Origin of the sequence: Pseudomonas sp. NPDC088890, assembly GCF_044900155.1 — a bacterium.
Taxonomy (GTDB): domain Bacteria; phylum Pseudomonadota; class Gammaproteobacteria; order Pseudomonadales; family Pseudomonadaceae; genus Aquipseudomonas; species Aquipseudomonas urmiensis.
In genome coordinates this window covers 183,104-202,317 of sequence record NZ_JBJDNG010000001.1, presented here as the reverse complement: position 1 = coordinate 202,317, position 19,214 = coordinate 183,104, and the positions used below count along the sequence as shown (strand labels likewise).

The following is a 19,214-nucleotide window of genomic DNA, read 5'->3' as shown; positions in this document are numbered from 1 at the left end:
TCGACGCTTGGGCTTACTCCACAGTTAATTTGTCACGGTTGCGATCCAGGATCGCGTTGCCGATGCCTTTGATTTCCAGCAATTCATCGACCGAAGTGAATGGCCCGTGTGCGTCACGGTAGGCCACGATCGCTTCGGCTTTTGCTTTACCAATCCCGTTCAGCTCCTTTTGCAAGGTTGGCGCATCGGCAGCGTTGAGATTGACGCGAGTCGTGTGGGCAACCGTTGCCGGTGTGGCCACTGCGCTAGCGGTTAGTTCAGCGGGTGCCGGAGCGGGATTGGGTGCTGCACTGAGGGAAAAGGACAGGCCCGCGAACAGCGGAAGGAACAGATAGGAAAGGACGGTATTACGCATTTGGCACACTCCATTGAGACGAGAATTGCAGGGCAGCGTTTCCGTAGCTGCCAAACAAACCTAGCGCTTCTGAAGTGCCGATGAAAGTACGCGAAGGGCGAGAATCTTTACTGAATTAGACGTCACATTTTATGTCCTCTTCTCGGGCAAAAAGTCGCACAAGAAGAGGACCTAAAACTTACCTATTAATAAACCTTATCCTGCAACAACCGTTTCAAATACTGACCGTACCCATTCTTCGCAAGAGGGGCGGCAAGCTTTTCAAGTTGCTCTGCACTGATCCAGCCCTGGCGGAACGAAACCTCTTCCGGGCATGCCACTTTCAAGCCCTGGCGGCGCTCGATGGTCGCGATGTATTGGCTGGCTTCGAGCAACGAATCGTGGGTGCCGGTATCCAGCCAGGCGTAGCCGCGGCCCATGATTTCTACCGACAGCTTGTTACGCTCAAGGTAGGCGCGGTTGACGTCGGTGATCTCAAGCTCGCCACGTGGCGAGGGCTTGATGGCCTTGGCGATCTCGACCACATCCTGATCGTAGAAATACAGGCCGGTTACTGCGTAACTGGACTTGGGTTGCAGCGGCTTCTCTTCAAGGCTGATCGCGGTGCCCTGGGCGTCGAATTCAACCACGCCATAGCGTTCAGGATCGTGCACGTGGTAGGCGAACACGCTAGCACCAGTGGCACGACTGTTGGCGTTGCTCAGCAGGTGCTGGAAGTCGTGGCCGTAATAGATGTTGTCGCCCAACACCAACGCCGACGGATCATTGCCAATGAACTGCTCACCAATGATGAACGCCTGCGCCAAGCCATCCGGAGAGGGTTGCACGGCGTAGGAAATATTCAGGCCCCACTGATTACCGTCGCCCAACAACTGCTCGAAACGCGGGGTGTCCTGCGGGGTGGAAATGATCAGGATGTCGCGGATACCCGCCAGCATCAGCGTAGTCAACGGGTAATAGATCATCGGCTTATCGTAGACCGGCAAGAGCTGCTTGGAGATCGCCAACGTTGCAGGGTGCAGTCGAGTACCCGAGCCGCCTGCCAGAATGATGCCTTTACGTTTCATGCGGTTATTTCCCTTGTATTTCCGTCAGCATCCGCGCAACGCCCAGGCGCCAGTCAGGAAGCTGCAAACCGAAAGCCTTTTCAAGTTTTTGCGTATCGAGTCGCGAATTGGCCGGCCGCCGCGCAGGCGTGGGGTAGGCGTCAGTGGTCAACACCGAGACCGCCTGCGCCTTGACCTTCAGCTCAATGCCCATCTGCTCAGCCAGCTCAAGAACGTATCGCGCATAGCCACACCAGGTGGTTTCACCCGCTGCCGCAAGATGGTAGAGCCCACCCAGTTCAGGCTTGGCGCGCCAGGCGACGATCGCATGCGCCGTCACATCTGCGATCAACTCAGCACCGGTTGGTGCGCCGAACTGATCATCGATGACCCCAAGAGTGTCTCGCTCGCCAGCCAGGCGCAGCATGGTCTTGGCAAAATTATTGCCACGCGCCGCGTACACCCACGAGGTGCGGAAGATCAGGTGCGAGCACGCCGAGGCCTGAATAGCCTGCTCTCCAGCCAACTTGCTCAGTCCGTAGACATTCAGCGGCCCCACCACGTCTTCTTCGCGCCAGGGCGTTTGCCCCTCCCCTGGGAAGACATAGTCAGTGGAGTAATGCACCAGCAGCGCACCTGAACGTGCAGCGGCCTGCGCGAGCACCTCGAGCGCCTCGGCGTTGATGCGATGGGCTTGCGCCTGCTCGGACTCGGCCTTGTCTACTGCGGTGTAAGCCGCCGCATTGACAATCACATCTGGCGCCCAGGCCTGGACGGTCTGCGCCAAACCTTGCAGATTGGCGAGATCACCGCAGTAATCCTGGCTCTTGGAGTTGAGGGCCAGCACCTCGCCCAGCGGCGCCAGGCTGCGCTGCAGCTCCCAGCCGACCTGACCGTCTTTACCAAGCAGCAGAATCTTCATTCGCTGCGCTCGCCGTAGTTCTTCTCGACCCACTCGCGATAGTTGCCCGACTGCACGTTTTCAACCCACTGCCAGTTGCTCAGATACCACTCGACCGTCTTGCGGATGCCGGTCTCGAAGGTTTCCGCTGGCTTCCAGCCCAGCTCACGCTCGAGTTTGCGCGCATCGATGGCGTAACGGCGGTCATGGCCTGGGCGGTCGGTAACGAAGGTGATCTGCTCGCTGTAGGACTTGCCATCAGCGCGAGGGCGCAGCTCATCGAGCAAAGCGCAGATACGGTTAACGATCTCGAGATTTGGCTTCTCGTTCCAGCCGCCAACGTTGTAGACCTCGCCCACCGTGCCTGCCTCAAGCACCCGGCGAATCGCGCTGCAGTGATCTTTTACGTACAGCCAGTCGCGGATTTGCTGGCCGTCTCCGTAGACCGGCAGCCCTTTGCCACCCAACGCGTTGACGATCATCAGCGGGATGAGCTTTTCCGGGAAGTGGTACGGGCCGTAGTTGTTGGAGCAGTTGGTGGTGAGAACCGGAAGACCATAGGTGTGATGGTAGGAGCGCACCAAGTGATCGCTGGCCGCCTTGCTCGCCGAGTAAGGGCTGTTTGGCTCGTACTGGTGCGTCTCGGTGAACGCCGGAGCATCAGGCGCCAAGGAGCCATAGACTTCGTCGGTGGATACATGCAGGAAACGGAACGTTTGCTGCGCATCGCCCGGTAGGGCTTTCCAGTAGGCGCGCACCGCTTCGAGCAGGCGGAAAGTGCCAACGATGTTGGTCTGGATGAAGTCTTCCGGGCCATGAATCGAACGATCGACATGCGACTCGGCGGCGAAATTGATCACCGCACGCGGCTGATGCTCGGCCAGCAACTTCTCGACCAGCGCCGAGTCGGCGATATCGCCGTGGACGAACAGGTGCTTGGGGTTGCCATCGATGGACGCCAGGCTCTGCAGGTTGCCCGCGTAGGTTAGCTTATCCAGGTTGATGACCAGCTCATCTGCTTGAGCTACCCAGTCCAGGACAAAGTTGGCGCCGATGAAGCCGGCTCCGCCGGTTACTAAGATAGTCATATCTGCGATCTTTTCAGTAAGATAATGAAAAAGGACTGAATCTTGCGAAAAACTGGAGCATCTTGAAAAGCTGGTGCCGCTCTAGCTCGTATGTCTAGGTCGATATACAAGGAAAGCCCCGATAACTACCATGTTTATCGAGGATTTCGCAGCTTTGTGAGCCTGAACTCAGCAAAATCACTCAAAACACTCAACATGGCCAAGAACCTTACCTTTCTTGTCCTTTTCAGACAATACTGGCTCCCCCGATAGCGGCCAAATTATGTCTAACGCAGGATCATCCCATGCCAAACAGCGTTCGTGCTCCGGAGCATAATAATCGGTGGTTTTATATAAAAACTCAGCTGCATCACTAAGCACTAAAAAGCCATGAGCAAAGCCTTCAGGTATCCACATTTGCTTTCTATTATTTGCCGATAAGTACGCCCCAACCCAACGACCAAAACTTGGAGAACTCTTACGCAAGTCAACAGCAACATCAAACACTTCCCCAGCAATAACGCGCACTAACTTCCCTTGTGGTCTTTGAATTTGATAGTGCAGCCCTCTAAGAACATTTTTCACTGATCGCGAATGATTATCCTGAACAAATTTAACATCCTTGCCGATTGCATTACAAAAATCTTTATGATTAAAGCTTTCAAAGAAGAAACCGCGCTCATCTCCATAGAGTTTGGGGTCAAACAAAACGACATCGTGAATAGCCAACTTAGTCGCGTCCACTCGAAAAACCTTCTTTTGGCAGTTTAGCAGTTATCCACATCAATGATTGCGGCATTAGTCCTGACATAAGCATAGCAAGGTTAAGATGTGATGGGGACCCCAATCATGCCTCACACTATAGGGGAAATTTTACCAAATCGCACCTAGCTGAGAACGCATCCGCCCGGCTCCACACTCGTACTGCCTCCTCTAGAGAGGCTGTCATCCCCACGCATCTGATGCCCTCGCAACCTCACCCATCCCGTACTCCCTTCACCTGTAGCGCCCGGAAATGGGGGTAGAGCCTAGAGCGCGCAAGGAGAAAGCCACCTGACTAGAATTTCGGGTACAATCGGCGACATACTCGTTGTCAGTAGGGTGAGGCCATCGGGCGGTGGTCGTGCAAGGCCTTAATACTCGGCAGACTGACAGTGACTGAATAGAAGCATACTCCATACCACGGAGTGGTAATAAAAATTACGCAGTTTTCACATGCGGGAGTGAAATAAATATAGCATGCAGCTCAAACCAAAATATCAACCCACCTTTGCCGAGCGTTACCCAGTACCTCTTTTTTTTGCAATTACCGATATATTGTTAGTTTTTGCATCTGGTCTCGCGGCTTTTTTTTACCGCTTTCACAATGTCGACTTGCCGGCAAAATACAGCCTCGCGCTTGGAACAACTGCAATAGTTGTGGTTATTTGCCTTGCCCTAGGTGGCGCCTATGGTTCTCAAAGAGGCTACTCGTTTTGGAGACAGCTTAGCCTCCTTATAGCATGCTGGGCTTCAGCCGCTGGAATGCTTTTATCCGTATCATTCTTCTTAAAGGTCTCCGAAGATTACTCTCGCATCTGGTTTAGTACGACAATTATAACCGGCGGTTTTTTGTGCGTAATGCTGCGCCTTGTCGTATACGTTCTACTACGTAAAATCCGAAACTCCGGAATGAACCTTAAGAGTGTGCTGGTCATCTACTCCACTGACAGCACTGAAACTCAATTCAATACAAATGAAAACCTGAAAGAAGACGGATTTATCATTGTCGCGAAGGTAAAATTTGATGTAGGTCAAGAGTGGACTGAAAACCTAATTGCTCAAATTGAAGAACTGAAAATTCACGAAGTCTGGCTTTCCCTCCCGCTCAGTGAAGGCGGAAGAGTACGTTCAGTAATGTATGCATTACGCCACCACACCGTTGCCATCAGGTTTATACCAGAACTTGGCGATATCCGTTTGCTTAATCACAGAGTTAGCTATATCGCAGGCCTATACTCGCTCGACTTGAGCTGCAGCCCAATGGATAGTCCTGCAAGGGTTATAAAGCGGCTGGAGGATCTCGTAATCGGAAGCATTATCAGCCTTTGTATTCTGCCACTTTGCATTGTCATTGCCATCGCCATTAGAACCACTTCACCTGGCCCCATTCTATTCAAACAGCATAGAACCGGAATTAACGGAAAAAAATTTAAAGTCTATAAATTTCGCTCCATGCACTTACATGACGACTGTCGAGTAACACAAGCATCGCGAAACGACTCTCGAATCACTAAAGTAGGCGCATTCCTCCGAAGAACTAGCCTCGACGAACTGCCCCAGTTTTTTAATGTACTTCAAGGAAGAATGTCTATAGTTGGGCCTAGACCGCACGCCCTAACGCATAACGAATATTACAAAGACCTCGTTGAATCGTACATGCAGCGCCACAAAGTAAAACCTGGAATTACAGGATGGGCCCAGGTCAGTGGCTATCGAGGAGAAACCGACACACTAGAGAAAATGCAAAAGAGAGTCGAGCATGACCTCTGGTATATCGATAACTGGTCGCTCTGGATCGATTTGAAAATCATTTTTTTAACTATGTACAAAGGCTTTATTCATAAAAATGCATTCTGACAAACCATTAGAAATGCCATCTGCCAGCACCCTGAGAAAGTCGATACAAGTCAGCACATTGATTTTGACCTGGCTCATCGCAATAGGAATCTTCATACAGATTTCTGGAAAGGTTTGGATAGAATCTGGGAGCGGACGAAATACTCAGATTTATATATTTTTACTTCTCCCAGCCCTTCTTATCACTTTGTGTAAGATAGCCCAAAGAAAATTACAGCTCTCGTTGCATTATTCTATCTGGATACTGTTCTTAATATGGGTTGCCTTGAGCACTCTGTGGGCAACGAACTCACCTACCGATCCATTAGCACTTGCAAAACGAGGGATGTATATCGCCCTATACCTTGCGGCAATTCATTACACAATGCGCATTAATGAGCAGCTTCTTCGTCGGGCTATATTTTCAGCAATTGCGATCATCGCTATTGGTGCACTAGCAACTATAGTCTATCAGTTCGCAGTTCTTGAAATGCCGTTAGGCTATCGGACCCACCGACTTTATCGCCTTGACATTGGGGAGTTCGCTGACTATGGATGGCCAGTGGCGGCTGGTATTTTCCATGGAGCAGCGGCGATGTACGCATTGTATGCTGCCATCGAAAAAGACCAACGGCTGGGCAAGAGTGTATTTTGGGGTGCGATTTTTTTAATACTAGCAAGCTATGTTTTACTAACCTACACACGAGGAGCCTGGATCGCTTTGTTTGTAGGCTCTATCGCAACCATCGTATTACAGCGCTCTCGTAAAGGGTGGCTTGCCCTGGCACTTGGAGCTCTAACTGCTGGGATTCTTGTAACACTATTTTGGCCTAATTTAATGGTTGAACTCCATACCAGACAATTGTCAGGTCGTGGGCCCATATGGCAGTATTTTTTTGAACAGATGCAAGGGAAGTGGTTACTTGGGCATGGATTAGGCACGCCCTTTGACTATCACTGGCCTGATGGACATGCAATATCCCCACATGCTCATAGTCTCTACCTGCAACAGATATACGACAGCGGATTGATTGCACTTTCCACTATGTCAGCAGGGATTGTCATACTGCTAGTCAAAGCATGGTCGCTACGAGAAAACTATTGGGTTAAGCTTGCATTGCCGGCTCTAATTTATGGACTTGTAGCGATGATCACTGATGTCGAACGCATATTCACCAGACCTGGCGATTATTGGACAGTATTTTGGCTTCCGATAGCAATATTACTTGCAGTCCCTAGCAAAATAAATTGCCCGAAGACAGCCTGATAAATCTGATTCAAGATAGATAGATATGTTGCTCCCAGACAGGGAGCAACATTAATGCTCATGTGAATCGCAAGCGAAATTTTTTCAAAGGCAATAGTGATACCCCCTCCTCGGAAGTACAGGCTTTAATTAACAGCAAACCCGAACCGCAAACCACAACTGGTGAGCCCTGTTCAATAAAAATAACCTTACCCGCATCCCTATTCTCAATAGCTACGTCAGGTATCTCTTCAGCACTGAAGATTCGATACTTGACGTCATCCACAAAGCAATATGCCCCCTTATAGGGGAAACCTACAGCGTCAATTTTTCTTCGAATTTCTGAGGCGGAACTATCCCAATTAATCTTGTAATCATTCTCATCGAGCCAAAGGCTATAAGTAGCTTTGTCTGAGTCCTGAGCATGCGCTATTGGAGACTTTCCGGCCATTATACTTTTTAAAACTATTTTTCCTAAATCGATATAGCAAGCTGTAATTTTGCCAATCATCTCATTAATTGTGGCCGGATAATCTACAGAAATAGAAGCTTGAGCAATTATATCGCCCCTATCATAATCAGCAGCACCGAATAAAGCAGTGACACCAACCTTCGTCTCGCCATTAATCAACGCATTAACCAAGGGGGCAAATCCCCTATAACGAGGCAGCAGCGAATCGTGGAATACAATTAGCTTATTTTCCGGATGCTTTATCAGCCAACGCCATGAGATAGCCATGGCATACTCTGTTTTTATTTCGAATTCACCGGATCGGTAACAGGCGGGTACGCCATATCTTGTACACAGCTCGTAGATATCAGCGGAAAAATCATTTATCACCGAAGAGTCCTGACCAATAATCACTGCCTCAATCACCGAGCGATAATTTTCCAGAGCCTCAGTTAAAAAAGCCAATCCTTTTTCAGTCATCACTAGCAAAGTGACTTTGTTGGAAATAAACATTTCGCGAGCTCTCAACAATTATAACCACTTACATAGAAGCTTTTCATATTGCCCCAAAATATCATTCCAAGTGAATTTATCCATAAACATTGATTTGCTACCCAATTTCATCTTCTCAAGCAGAGCGTTATCACTGAGAATTTTATCGAAAGAGTTACTAAAGCCATCCTCATCCTTAAAGTATTCTGCCGACTCGCCTGCAACCCATCTATTAAACTTGTTGTCATGGGCGATGACGGCGCACCCTGCCCCCAGAGCCTCAACCAAGGACGGATTCGTTCCACCAACTTTATGGCCGTGGAGATAGCATCTTGAATAGAAGCGAAGGGCTTGAACTACTTGAGAGTCATAAATCGCACCCAAGAAAAGAACCTCATCACTTGCAGCATCGAGGATTTTTTTATGATATTGGTTCGCAGACTTATCATAGGCTCCAAGTATTACTAGAGAATGATTTCGCCTTTTACGACTAAAAGCTCGCACCATTTCCAAGATAGAGTTCTCAGGCTCAGGCCTGGCAATCACAATTGAATACTGATTTTGAATTAAACCATAGGAGGCTATAATTTCCCGATCAGCCTCGATTACGTTCTCTCCTCCATATGGAATCATCGTGATTTTGGAAGCACTAACTCTCGTCTGAAGGTGTGCTTTGATTTCAGGATGGTCAGCAATGAGATGATTACCCACCCAGCACCCAAACCTTTCATTTAGCCAGAACCAGGCCTTGGCTACTAAACTCCATTTCTCTCGGCGCCATTCGATTCCATCCATATTAAACAAGTTTACTTGTCCCTTGGCACGCTGCAAGACATTAAATATAGCAGTGTTATAACCCAGTGTTAAGAACAGTCCTGGCTGGGTTAATGCATGACGTGCAGCAAGAAAATCGAATACAACCGTCCCAAGTGCACCCGTACTCTTAACTGGGATATGTATTCTCTGAATACCACGCCATTCAGATGTCCAAGATTTATCAGATTCTATTCCATTCTCTTGGCAGTAAACCGTAACGGTCCAACCACGCCCCACGAGATAAAGTGATAGCCGTTCGGCAAAAGTTTCGAATCCCCCATGCATCGCCGGAACCCCTCTGATACCGAGGATATTTAGATGTGACATTCTTCATCCCTTAACAAAAGCAAAAGCAAGAACATAGAGAACAAAACAGATAGGTCTGTTAGCGTGAAATTAAACAGTGAAAACGCAAAGAAAGCCCCGTATGTTATCAGAGCTACAGAAATCGATTTTGAGTTTTTCACTATAAACCATAAAAACCATAGGTTTACTAATAGCACCCCAACTAAACCGCAATCTAAGTAGAGCGAGTAAAGCAAACTGAATCCAGAGTAGTACAGCCACTCCTTCGATAGAGGATTGAAATAGGTGAGAAACCCGTTACCGAAAAAGCTTAACTCACCAAACAATAATTCCCCCACAGGCGCCAATCTATGCGCTGCACTTCCAGCCAACCGCTTATCATATGCATACTGAAGCATATCCAGGAAGTTTTGATATATGCTAAGTATTTCAGCATGAAAAAACAAGAAAACGCAAATCACAGACAAAACCAAACACAAATACACCGAGACTTTTTTAACGCTATCCCGCGACAGTGCATGACAAGCTGAAACTGAAATCACGACCATTACGTGCAATAGTTGCATCGCTTTAGAATTGGTCATAAACACGACTACAGAACCAAGCAATACAATAATAAGCTTACGCAACGTCATCCGCGACGCAGATAAACAAAATATGCTCAGGAGCATACAAAAGAATGCCAAGCTCGCATCGGAAGCTAAATAAAATGAACCTGAGACGGTATCTTCCAAAGAAAGCTGGGTCTTAGAAAACCCAACAATGTCTTGAGGGAAAACCCGCTGAAAACCACCTAGAAATATTTGCAATAATAAATAGTATGGAGCCCAACGATAAACATGGAAATCAGTTATGTAGTATTTATTTACACACAACGTACATGACATCAACACTATGAGTGGGGAAACAAAGTAATAGAGATAAACTAAAAAACCTAACCAATCACTTCCGTTGATCAAGCCAATGATAAAAAAGGAAGCTAAAAGCGCCAAATATGCAAGTGTATGTTTTTTGAACCTAGCATCAACCCCTCTATTAAACAAGAGGAGCCCCACCAAAGACAACAACGCAGCACAATTAGTCGCTGTAATTGATAAGATGCCAACCATCTGGATTATAAAGCCGACAAAAAAAACCAACCCACTGAAAACAATAAGAGATACCGGACAATAACTATTTTTATTCCCAACAATGATATTCATTATTACTCACCACTAGTCGGCGTGATTCTCCATTTTATTACCTTTGCTGGACAACCGGCGACCACCGCATATTTCGGCACATCCCGATTAACAACAGCACCTGCAGCAATTACTGCGCCTTGACCGACAGTCACTCCATCAAGAATACATACAGAAGCACCTATCCATACATCATCTTCGATGACTATACCGCGCCTATTAACACCTTGATTTTTTATTAGTATGCTTGAATCCTCAAAGTTATGATTCTCAGACAAAACATGCACGGAAGGCCCAATAATTACGTTACTACCTATCTTCACACCACCTTGAGCGTTGATAAAATTGAAATGACCTAAGCCAGTATTATCTCCGATCTCGAGCCCTACACCTAAATCACCTAAGATACCGGTGCATCTTATAAATGTATTCTCAGGTATCGAAACGTTTCTGCCAAGTTTAACACCTCGCGTGGAAAGAGCATCAATAGTGACATTGTCACCTATGACGCACCCTCTGCCCGCGGTGATGCGATGCTTGTGCTTGAGTCTTACAGACCTCCCTATAAATATAGGAAAACCAGTGGCGTGCAAGAACGGGTATATGGCGGCCCCTCGGAGTGCCATGATTGCCTTTTCAGCTAGAACCAGGAGTATTGATCTAGAATCTAAATTGGCGTCTACAATATAACTTGGATCGTTTTTAACCAATCTTATAAGAAAAGAAATAAGCCCTCTAAACATTTGGCTCATCGTGAAATCGCCTTCTTGACCATGTAATCCGCTTTATAAGACCACGTCATAGATTCCGGCAAGTCGTTATTAACTATGGCATCCAATTTTAACAACCGCTCTAAGCTTTCAACAAATTTATCTCTCGCACAGACAATTACAGATTCTCCATTATGATACTTTTCAATTTCGCCAATCGGAGTAGATAGCGTTTTTTTGTTTGCAGCCATGTACTCATAAAACTTTATAGGATCCCCGCCATGCTGTTTATCTACCCTGTAGGGAATAAAACATACGTCAGCATTACGGATATAATCCGGCAAATCTGGATAGGCAATATCACCAGTAAACTTCACATTAGCTATGTTAGATAGTTCAGCTTTTACTTGCGCATCCAGTACCTTGCCAAGAAGCAAAAAAGTCACCTGAGGCAACCGCTTGGCACAGGCTCTAATAAGCTCTGTATCCAACATCTCTTGCATTTTCCCAGCATAAATAACTACGGGACCAGAAATGCCTTCCATGATAGTTGGTCGAAGTGTGGCTTCCCCACGAAACATATTAAAATCTACGCCATTTGCCAAAAACTCTACATTATTTTTATCATCTGCACCGAAGTAACGAACAGAGTCGCGAGAGTTAAAGAAAATCATAGGGTATGTATCAATAACGCGAGTGTAAAGCTCCCTTAACTGTTGTGAGATTCGAGCATATGTTGAATGCTTACAAAGATTATCTACGCCATCGAAAACCTTGTACTTAGGTTTCAACTCATCGCACAATGCAACTGTTAAAGGAGAAGATTCATACGTCACATAATCCTGCACCTTCAAGAAACTCAAGGCTTTTAAATATTTTCTTACATGCTTTGAATAAAGCGTTGGAATAAACGCTTTGCCATGTACTACTGGACGGAAAAATGATAGATCTAGGATATCAACAGCAAAGAGTCGGTCATTTATTTTAGTAATGTACAACCCATTTTTAGCATAAAGAACCTCACCTCTAGACTTAAGCGTTTTTCGCTTAAGGAGCAGCTCTAAAAGCATGGTTGGCCTATTAAGAACCACCGTTTTCATTACATGCTCATGTTGTGCAAAAAACCGATACAGGTGTGAATCTCGAGTCCTAAAGCCCTCCAACTGTGCGAGTTTTATGTCATGAAAAGGAATACAAACAAAGTTAATAGGTTCCATATCATCAACCCTATGCCCATTTACTTGAGCAGTAGTAAAAGTCAAGACAGTGCACTCCGCGAAATATCTTCACAGTAAATCTTTTTAAGTGTGCCGCTAAAATATATTCCGCCTACTACTCCAAGAATGAACCAGCCAGTGATCATATGATACTTATAAGACGCACCAAGCAAAGCACTACAAACTGAAGCAATCAGACATATCAAAGTCGAACAGTATAACCGTACCCTTGGCACAGCCCGCCATACATGACATGAAAACTCTGTCCGACAAACCAGGAAAATCCAAAAAGCCGAGGCGGTTGAAACTGCAGCTCCTTTTGCTCCAAACTCAGGAACAAAAACGTAATTGCCGAGCGCACTGAACAGCATGGCTATTATCGCGGCCAGCATGGCATAAATACTTTTTTTAGAAACATTTATGCCTACAACTGTAGTTTCTGATAAGGTATAGAACAGAGGATAAGCCATACAGGCTATAACAATATACTGTACGGCATTATATTCGGGAGGAAGGATGTAAGTAACTAGCCAAGAAAACAAACCAGTCAGAACAAACAAAAAAAATGTTACCACAAGAACTTTTTCAGTAACGGTATCGATTTTAGCTTCATAATCCCCATCATTTAGCCATCGATATACGGTAGGAACCCATACCGTAGAAAATACGCTTTGAAACACGATCGCGGCGGCTGCAAAATTCGATGCAACAGAGTAAAATCCCAACTCTGTAAAAGATGAGAAGTTTCTCAAAAACATCCTATCCAACGTTGTCAACGCCCAAAATGCGGCCCCCCCCAATATTAGAGGCGACCCATATTGAAGTAGCGTTCGGATTTGGCGGAAATCTATGGATGCTGCAAGTGCAGATAAAATCATGTGCCTTGTATTCCAAGCAAACAGCAGCATCACAACAACAAGAGATAGGGAGTAAGCTCCTAAAAGAAACAAAAAACTGTCCGACTGGATGGTTAGATAATTAATTAATAGGAACAGCAAAAAAATCGCTTTAGGGAGCACTTGACTTACTGAGTAAGCCACACCTTTCTCTTCCATTCTCAAGATTAAAGAAAGGAAGCGAGATAGGAATACCGAAATCAAACATGCAACAGCAATAAGACCTAATGAAGAGTTAGCAATGCCGAACAGCCATCCGGATAGATATTGCCCCCCAATTACGAATAGCGCCAATACCATAAATGAGACCAGAAAGAGCCCTGGCACCATGCTATTCAATAATAACTTAGGCTTATCCTTGCACTCATGAAAATCCCGAACAAACGCCTGATCTAATCCAAGACAAAAAACAAGCACAAAAAAACTTGATGCTATTTGCAGCATCGCTATCCTACCCACTTCATCAGCCGGATAGATCCAAGTCATTATAGGTAGCGTTATGAACCCAATAACGGCGCTTCCAATCGGGCCGATGGCGAAAGCACCGACAGTTTTCCTATTCACTTAAAGAAGCCTTTGACAGATTCAATCACGTATGCGCATTGCTCCCGTGTTAGACCAAACCAAATTGGTAATCTGATCAAACGTTCGCTCTCAACTGTTGTGAAGCGATCTTCACCAACAAACTTACTATATACCAACCCCGCAGGCGCAGAATGGAGAGGAATGTAATGAAATACGCCCATTACTCCACACTCTTTTAAATGTTCTAGCAGGCTGGTCCGCACCTCAAGGTCTTTGACTTTTATATAAAACATGTGTGCATTATGAGCGCAATCTGTAGGAATTGTTGGTAGTTCAATCACCCCAGAATTCAGCAAGGGAGTCAAGCCCTCACGATATTGATTCCAAATCGATATCCTAGCACTCAGAATCTCATCTGCCTTCTCCAACTGTCCCCATAGAAACGCAGACTGAACATCACTAGGCAGGTAGCTACTACCAAGATCCACCCAACTATACTTATCCACCATGCCGCGAAAGAACAAGCTACGATTAGTTCCTTTTTCTCTTATGATTTCGGCACGATTAGCAAACCTTTCATCATTAATTAAGAGCAAGCCTCCCTCACCTGCGCTCGTATAATTTTTGGTTTCATGAAAGCTATATGCACCTATATGACCTATAGTACCGAGAGCACGCTTTTTATAAGTAGCCATCATACCTTGCGCTGCGTCTTCTACAACGTATAGGTTATATCTCTCAGCAAGAGACATAATAGCATCCATTTCACATGAAACACCCGCATAATGCACAACTACAATTGCTTTAGTTTGAGAACTTATAGCAGCCTCAACAAGCTTCTCATCCAAATTCATCGTATCCGGACGAACATCTACAAAGACGATTCTCGCTCCCCTAAGCGCAAACGCATTTGCAGTACTTACAAATGTGTAACTTGGCATAATGACTTCGTCACCAGGACGAATATCAATTAGCATTGCCGCCATTTCAAGCGCGTGCGTACAAGATGGTGTCAGTAAAGCTTTCTGACATCCAAGTTTTTCTTCGAACCAATGTTGACAACGTTTACTATACTCGCCATCCCCAGAAATTTTTGAGCTACGCATCGAGTCCAATACATACTTATCTTCGTTACCGGTATAGGGAGGGCGATTGAAAGTTATCATATTGGACCTTTACTAAATTCCTGAGAGCTAATGGGTATTTTGCAGCATCTACAACTAGGCAAAAATATTATACAACTGCTTAATTAAATTGTCTTCAGAAAAATACTCGCGTACTAACCGAGCATTTTTCCTTCGATCAACGTCAGAGTCTAATTCAAAGGTAAAGCTTTCCAATGTGTGCGTAGTCAATCCTAGATTTTGTAGGGCAACCTCACTGCTTGTGCCTCTCCGAACATACACTTTCTTACCTGCTCCGAGCAGATTGATAATGTTACCCATACCTTGTTGACGCTTATGGTGAAAAATAGCAATATCAATATCTGCTAGAAAATCGAGATACTTATCATAAGACATGAAGTCATGCATGGGGACAAACCTACTCCCAAACATCTCTCTTCCTTGATCTGCAATTACTTTAGCATAGTCCTCATCACCATATGCCAGCGGCATATAAATACAGAAATTCTGATCCTTACAATCCTTGAGTAGGTTCAATACTTCTAGATGATTATTACTTGGGTCGGCCGAGTTACCCACTTGAATGCGGATGACAGTGGACGGCGTTGAAGCAACCTCTCCCCCTGCATATATATTACTTGTATACAAAATGCATTCGTGACGCGTCCCTCGCCACTTGTACCACCTTTCCGCGTTGTCGATATCCCCTGAAACATACGTAACAATATGCCCGATTCTTCCTATGACAGCGCGCCGAACAAACTCTTTAATTCTCCACTTTAAATTCTTGCTACCTAATTCATGCACATACAAATCACCACCCCAGACAAACCAATAACATTTCTTCAGGAGCCATGGCTGAAAGAATAAAAAAATTAGATAATAGTTACTAAAAAGTCCGTGAAGTATAATTTTTTCAGATGTGTAAGCCATTCTTAACAATTTGATAAATCCAGCTAAAGCCGAATACCCTTCAGCTGCAACTGTTCTCTTATCAGGGGAAACCTTATATTTTTCAAGGTCGCCTCTAAGCCAAAAAACATGACCCTCAACATTTGCCCTACGATTAAGTAGATCAATAAATGGCGGGATAAACTTATCGAGAAGTATCAAGTGTAGAATTCTGCATCCAGACAAATCTATAACTCCCTAGCAGATAGGTAAATGCGCCCCTATCAATTGACAAAGGCAGCTGAAAAAGCTGCCTGTATCAAGGTTCAAACTATGATGTGCACCACCTTGTTAAAACTAGGCTCTAATTATATGCGCACCACCATCCCTAAATTTACCACGAGTATCAATGATCAGCTTAGAGTGTTTATATATCAAATCGTAATCAAACTTCTCATGATCCGTCGCCAGCACTACAGCATCATAACGCGCTAAATTTTCCTCATCAATTAACTCACTGCTAAGATCAAAACTATGTTCGCGCATGAGAGGGAAAACTGGCACATGCGGATCACTATAAGACACCAACCCGCCCTTCTGCTCAATCAATTCCATAATTTCAACAGAAGGCGACTCCCGCATATCATCAACATTCTTCTTATATGCGATACCCAGAACGAGAACTTTACTTCCCTTCAATGCCTTGCCGTGCTCATTCAAGCCCGCCATTAGTTTTGCAAGTACATATTCGGGCATTGCGCAATTCACTTCACCGGCCAGCTCGATAAATCGAGTATGCACACCATACTCCCGAGCCTTCCAGGTGAGATAAAAAGGATCGATTGGGATACAATGACCACCTAACCCAGGACCGGGGTAATATGCAGTAAATCCAAAAGGCTTGGTAGCAGCCGCATCGATCACCTCGAATATATCTATATTCATGCGATCGGCAACTATCTTCATCTCATTCACAAGCCCAATATTCACCGCTCTGTGAATATTCTCCAGCAGCTTTGTTAGTTCAGCCGCCTTCGTTGAGCTAACTTCAACAAGATGATCAATAGCTTGCTCGTATAATGCAACCCCTACCGCCAAGCAATCTTTAGTGTGACCACCAACAACTTTTGGAATAGTCCTAGTTTCGAAATGTTTGTTTCCAGGATCTTCTCGCTCGGGAGAGTAGACTAAAAATATATCGCTGCCAACATCGAATCCTTGCTGAGTGATCCTCGGCAGCAGCTCTTCCTCAGTAGTTCCTGGATAAGTAGTACTCTCTAGGGAAACCACTTGGCCAGCACGCAGATGAGGCCTTATAGCCTCCATTGTACCGACCACATATGTCATATCCGGCTCTCGGTATTTATTCAGCGGCGTGGGAACACAAAGAATCAACGCGTCACATTCAGATACCCTTTCAAAGTTGTCTGCCGCCTCAAACCCGGACTTCAAAGCAATAGCAATATTTTCCGAAGAAATATGTTCAATATAACTTCTACCCGAATTGAGCTTTTGTACTTTAGCTGAGTCAATATCCAGGCCGATCACTCTATAGCCAACTGCGCTATAACGCAGCATCAGTGGAAGCCCAACATACCCCAACCCGACGATACCAATAACGGCCTGCTTCGACTTGAATTTATCGATTATCTGTTCTTTATAGCCTATCATTATGAAACCCTCAAATCGGCACCATCAGCCCAGGCTGATCACACTTATGTTGAATCCAATCACTCACACGTGATCAGTGCCAAAGCAATTTAATTTTACACACTTAAAAAATAGCGCTCACTGCACACTTAAATATTAATAATAAAATTAGCTATGCTTAACGACTACTGCCTTTTAAAAGGCTCAACGGTCATCTCTCTAATCTGCTTAACAAATTTTATGTATTGCTCCCGTGGACGAGATAGCTCTTTAAAGTACGCTTGATCGACTGGAATCAACTCAAGGATCTTGGATCAAGGGCAGCCATCACACCGTGCTTGCCCCGGAACAACCGATAGCGAGGCTACGACCTTTCCCTAACCTAGACAACCAATCAGGTCAATCACATCCATCCGATGGGAATTGAGTTCCCACGCTCCTCCGATGCGCGCAATAACATATCATTGTGGCAGTATAGGCCTCAACTCTCCAGCATCTAGATGCTGGTTTCTCTACTATTTTTAGAGTTTCGGTCGCGCTTTGACCTTGCTTCGTAAGTGCAGGATCACCGCCAGCCCCACCCCCAGCACGCCGCCAGCTAGAGAGCCAAGCAATACAATAATCAGTCGTCGAGGCTTGATAGGCTTGTCTGGCAGCTCGATCGCACCATCCTGACGAAAGACCTGCACCACACCCTGACCGATGTCTAACCCACGATAAAAGGCAGCCGCTTCCTCTTGCTGACGCAGGTTGTGTACAAACGGGTCATCAGATCCCCGTGTACGTAGGTTATTGATTTCTGCCTCAATAGCCTTGCTTCCCCTCATATAGGTCAACGCCCCGTCCATCCCGGCAGATACTTCCCGTGAAAGATTGTTGGATATGATGGGGGGTTTCTCCAGTCCGATTGACTTAGCGACGCGCAATGCTTCAGTCAACTGGGCGATTTGGTCTTCACGCTGCTTTCGTGCGCTTTCTCTAGCAGCGCTAATTCTCTGCTCCAAATTGTTCGCCTTGATCGTAGCATCTGCCTTTACGTCCTTGATCACCTCCCGAACACCGCGTTGCCCGGCCATTTCGACATAACGCACTACCCATTCAGCAGCTTGCTGTGGGTCAGGCCCATTCGCCCTCACAACAAAACGACTTGGTGTATCCTTCGCTGCGACACTAACCGCTAGGACATCCTCAAATCGGCCATACAAAACGTCTTGCGAGCCTTTCCGTTCATCTTCCGGAAGACTGGGCAGATAAATCGATCGGAAGAATTCCCTACGCAGCGATTCCGATTGCAGATGGCGCAGGTAGATCTCGTACACATCCTTGACCCCCAGCATCGAAAGCCCAGAGTCACCGCCGCGCCCATAATTCAGCTGAGCCACATCATTCTGGGAAGGCGGCTGAACGAAGACCTTGGCTTCATAGATCGGTGTAGCAAGCAGCGCGTAAGCCACGGCTGCCGCGGTCACGATGACCGTCGTTAAAATGATCAGTACCTTCTGCTTCCACAACCCCTCAACCAGCTCGAACAGATCAATCTCATCATCACCATAGCGGCGCTCAGGTTCATTGCGCATTTATTCTAATATTCCTTGGGTCCGTCTGGTTACGTACATTCCTGAACAGGCCCGACTGAGCCACTCCGTGGCGTGTCGCCTGCCCTGATGAAGCGTAGCGGCAATTTGCCAATATGCTCGCCACTCTTCACTCCAAAAGCGTTAATCAGTAATAGAGAGGGCCTC

The 19,214-nt window shown here is 46.1% G+C and carries 17 protein-coding genes; 2 read left to right on the top strand and 15 right to left on the bottom strand.

Features of this window, described 5'->3' with window-relative positions; genetic code table 11:
• Nucleotides 1–13: 13 nt before the first annotated feature.
• From ACI2JX_RS00875 to rfbC, 5 genes are all read right to left on the bottom strand, one after another.
• Nucleotides 14–355, bottom strand: coding sequence for a ComEA family DNA-binding protein (locus ACI2JX_RS00875; protein ID WP_186554780.1), 342 nt, complete (start codon nucleotides 353–355; stop codon nucleotides 14–16).
• A gap of 185 nt (nucleotides 356–540) precedes the next feature.
• Nucleotides 541–1,422 (bottom strand): glucose-1-phosphate thymidylyltransferase RfbA, encoded by an 882-nt coding sequence (gene rfbA, locus ACI2JX_RS00870; RefSeq protein ID WP_392464783.1) that lies wholly within the window; start codon nucleotides 1,420–1,422, stop codon nucleotides 541–543.
• A gap of 4 nt (nucleotides 1,423–1,426) precedes the next feature.
• Nucleotides 1,427–2,323 (bottom strand): dTDP-4-dehydrorhamnose reductase, encoded by an 897-nt coding sequence (gene rfbD / locus ACI2JX_RS00865; RefSeq protein WP_404689151.1) that lies wholly within the window; start codon nucleotides 2,321–2,323, stop codon nucleotides 1,427–1,429.
• Nucleotides 2,320–3,390 (bottom strand): dTDP-glucose 4,6-dehydratase, encoded by a 1,071-nt coding sequence (gene rfbB / locus ACI2JX_RS00860; RefSeq protein ID WP_264235190.1) that lies wholly within the window; start codon nucleotides 3,388–3,390, stop codon nucleotides 2,320–2,322. Before rfbB ends, rfbD begins: the two co-directional genes overlap by 4 nt.
• A 177-nt stretch (nucleotides 3,391–3,567) precedes the next feature.
• A complete protein-coding gene (rfbC, locus tag ACI2JX_RS00855; protein WP_264235189.1) occupies nucleotides 3,568–4,113 on the bottom strand; it encodes a dTDP-4-dehydrorhamnose 3,5-epimerase in 546 nt (181 codons plus the stop codon).
• Between the two features lie 495 nt (nucleotides 4,114–4,608).
• Between rfbC and ACI2JX_RS00850 the strand changes: the two genes are divergently transcribed.
• Nucleotides 4,609–5,988 (top strand): undecaprenyl-phosphate glucose phosphotransferase, encoded by a 1,380-nt coding sequence (locus ACI2JX_RS00850; RefSeq protein ID WP_264235188.1) that lies wholly within the window; start codon nucleotides 4,609–4,611, stop codon nucleotides 5,986–5,988.
• Complete coding sequence (locus tag ACI2JX_RS00845; RefSeq protein WP_404689150.1) at nucleotides 5,978–7,234, top strand: O-antigen ligase family protein; 1,257 nt, start codon at nucleotides 5,978–5,980, stop codon at nucleotides 7,232–7,234. The genes ACI2JX_RS00850 and ACI2JX_RS00845 overlap by 11 nt, the downstream gene beginning before the upstream one ends.
• A gap of 58 nt (nucleotides 7,235–7,292) precedes the next feature.
• On the opposite strand, the gene ACI2JX_RS00840 is transcribed toward ACI2JX_RS00845, so the two are convergent.
• The 10 genes from ACI2JX_RS00840 to ACI2JX_RS00795 form a co-directional block, all read right to left on the bottom strand.
• A complete protein-coding gene (locus ACI2JX_RS00840; RefSeq protein ID WP_404689149.1) occupies nucleotides 7,293–8,177 on the bottom strand; it encodes a methionyl-tRNA formyltransferase in 885 nt (294 codons plus the stop codon).
• Nucleotides 8,178–8,195: 18 nt separating this feature from the next.
• On the bottom strand, nucleotides 8,196–9,299 hold the full coding sequence (locus ACI2JX_RS00835) for a DUF1972 domain-containing protein (protein WP_404689148.1): 1,104 nt from the start codon (nucleotides 9,297–9,299) through the stop codon (nucleotides 8,196–8,198).
• A complete protein-coding gene (locus ACI2JX_RS00830) occupies nucleotides 9,287–10,480 on the bottom strand; it encodes a hypothetical protein (protein ID WP_404689147.1) in 1,194 nt (397 codons plus the stop codon). The genes ACI2JX_RS00835 and ACI2JX_RS00830 overlap by 13 nt, the downstream gene beginning before the upstream one ends.
• A 2-nt stretch (nucleotides 10,481–10,482) precedes the next feature.
• Complete coding sequence (locus ACI2JX_RS00825) at nucleotides 10,483–11,211, bottom strand: acyltransferase (RefSeq protein WP_404689146.1); 729 nt, start codon at nucleotides 11,209–11,211, stop codon at nucleotides 10,483–10,485.
• Entirely contained in the window at nucleotides 11,208–12,431 is a 1,224-nt protein-coding gene (locus ACI2JX_RS00820) for a glycosyltransferase (RefSeq protein WP_404689145.1), read from the bottom strand. The genes ACI2JX_RS00825 and ACI2JX_RS00820 overlap by 4 nt, the downstream gene beginning before the upstream one ends.
• Nucleotides 12,428–13,846, bottom strand: coding sequence for a lipopolysaccharide biosynthesis protein (locus tag ACI2JX_RS00815; RefSeq protein ID WP_404689144.1), 1,419 nt, complete (start codon nucleotides 13,844–13,846; stop codon nucleotides 12,428–12,430). The genes ACI2JX_RS00820 and ACI2JX_RS00815 overlap by 4 nt, the downstream gene beginning before the upstream one ends.
• Nucleotides 13,843–14,973, bottom strand: a complete 1,131-nt coding sequence (rffA, locus tag ACI2JX_RS00810; protein WP_264235180.1) for a dTDP-4-amino-4,6-dideoxygalactose transaminase — start codon at nucleotides 14,971–14,973, stop codon at nucleotides 13,843–13,845. The genes ACI2JX_RS00815 and rffA overlap by 4 nt, the downstream gene beginning before the upstream one ends.
• A gap of 54 nt (nucleotides 14,974–15,027) precedes the next feature.
• Entirely contained in the window at nucleotides 15,028–16,044 is a 1,017-nt protein-coding gene (locus tag ACI2JX_RS00805) for a TDP-N-acetylfucosamine:lipid II N-acetylfucosaminyltransferase (RefSeq protein ID WP_404689143.1), read from the bottom strand.
• A gap of 135 nt (nucleotides 16,045–16,179) precedes the next feature.
• Nucleotides 16,180–17,493: a nucleotide sugar dehydrogenase gene (locus tag ACI2JX_RS00800; protein WP_404689142.1), complete on the bottom strand. Its 1,314-nt coding sequence runs from the start codon at nucleotides 17,491–17,493 to the stop codon at nucleotides 16,180–16,182.
• A 500-nt stretch (nucleotides 17,494–17,993) separates the two neighbouring features.
• Nucleotides 17,994–19,049, bottom strand: a complete 1,056-nt coding sequence (locus ACI2JX_RS00795; RefSeq protein ID WP_404689141.1) for an LPS O-antigen chain length determinant protein WzzB — start codon at nucleotides 19,047–19,049, stop codon at nucleotides 17,994–17,996.
• Between the last annotated feature and the right edge of the window lie 165 nt (nucleotides 19,050–19,214).